Source organism: Serratia oryzae, assembly GCF_001976145.1.
In the GTDB taxonomy this organism is placed as follows: domain Bacteria; phylum Pseudomonadota; class Gammaproteobacteria; order Enterobacterales; family Enterobacteriaceae; genus Chania; species Chania oryzae.
Genome location: NZ_MOXD01000039.1, coordinates 1 through 1,654 on the forward strand (window position 1 = coordinate 1; position 1,654 = coordinate 1,654).

1 pseudogene is annotated in these 1,654 nt (G+C 59.3%); it reads right to left on the reverse strand.

Going from position 1 to position 1,654, the window contains the following annotated elements:
- Nucleotides 1–1,654, reverse strand: a pseudogene (locus tag BMI79_RS23865) (autotransporter outer membrane beta-barrel domain-containing protein); the annotation flags it as partial.

The following is a 1,654-nucleotide window of genomic DNA, read 5'->3' on the forward strand; positions in this document are numbered from 1 at the left end:
GTGCTTAAATCCACCGTCGCCGCCGCAGCCCCCAGATTATCCGCCGCAGTGACGCTCAACCGGCTGCCCGCCGCAATCACATGGGCACCGCTGAAGGTGTTGGCCCCGCTCAGCTGCACATCACCCTCGGTATTGACGGTGCCCGTTCCACTCAACAGATTGGCAAAATTGCCGTCACGGGCAAACGTCAGGCTGCCCGCCACGTTCACGTCACTGCTGCCCAGCGTCCCGGCACCGTTCAGTACCAGCGTGGCACCGCTGTCTATCTGGGTGTCACCCGTCAGGCCACCGTTTGCGGCGCTCACCGTAAAGGTGCCCCCCTGGACATTCAACAAGCCATCGCCGGTCAGGCCGCCTGTCGAACTCGAACTCCCCCCGGCGGTCAGCGCCAGCGTCCCCGTCCCCAGGTCCATCACGCCGGCATTGGTGAACGCACCGCTGGTCAGCAGCCCGCTGCCCAACAGCACCGTGCCGTTGTTGCTTATACTCTGCACACTCTGGGTGTAGCCGTTGAGATTGAAGCGACTGCCACCGTTAACCGCCAGCAAAGACGTGTTGCCCAGGGTGCCATTGCCCCCGGCCAGCACCGTTCCCTGGATGGTGGTACTGCCGCTGTAGCTGTTGCCGCTGTTGGAGATAGTCAATGCAGCCTGAGTGCCGTCCAGCACCACGCCCCCGCTGCCGAAGACGTTGACCGACAGGTTGGTGTTGGAGCCCGCCACCCCGTCGGTGGCTATCACCAGCGCATTCGGGCCATCCTCAATCAGTTGCAGGGCTGTGAGGGCATAATTCATGTACAAGCCCGCGCCGTTATTCCCCGTGTTGCTCAGGCCATAATCATAAACGCCGTTGGCAACATGCACGCCCCCTTGCTCAATCTGTTTGACGGTATCTTGCCCAACCGAGGTACCGTTGATTTGCAGCGTGAGAGTATTCGCCCCCGAGGCGTTCTGTGCACTGATCAATTGAATGCCGTTGGCGGCAGAAATCTGATTCAGTAATGAACCATCAGGAGGGGTGTTATCAATAGAGACGTTGCCCAACACATTGACCACACCGCTGTTAGCGGTAAGGTTGTTGGTCGCAATCACTCCATCCGCCAGTTGACCAGGGATCGCGGCATAAAACTTCAACGTACCGCCATTCACAGCAACATTACCCACCGCTTCGCTGCTGCTTACCCCGCTGTTGCCTACGGTGGTACTACTTCCCGCATTGAGCGCCAGCGTTGCTTGCGTTAACGCCGCGGTGTTGGTGCCGAACAGGTCAAACAGGGTGTTTTGTAAATTCACGTTACCGACAAAGCTGTTGCCTACCGCCGCGCCAAAGTTGAACGCCGCGTTTGTGGTATTGACGTTAACCTCACCCACCCCGAGCAGCGCATTGTTGAAGGTCAATGCCCCGCTGCTGGTCAGGTTCAGCGCACTGCTGCCATCCGCCACATTCATCACCGTGGCATTGTTAAGCACCGTGCCGCTGTCGAGGGTCAGGCTGGTGCCATTGGTGAGATTCACCGTGCCGCTGAAACCCTGGGCATGATTGCTGTTGCTCAGGTCAAGATGGCTCGCGCTCAGCGTCCAGTCTCCACTCCCGCTCAGCCTGTTGTTCAACGTGCTCAACAGGCCACCGGCGTAGGTAGTAAACAGCAGCGTGC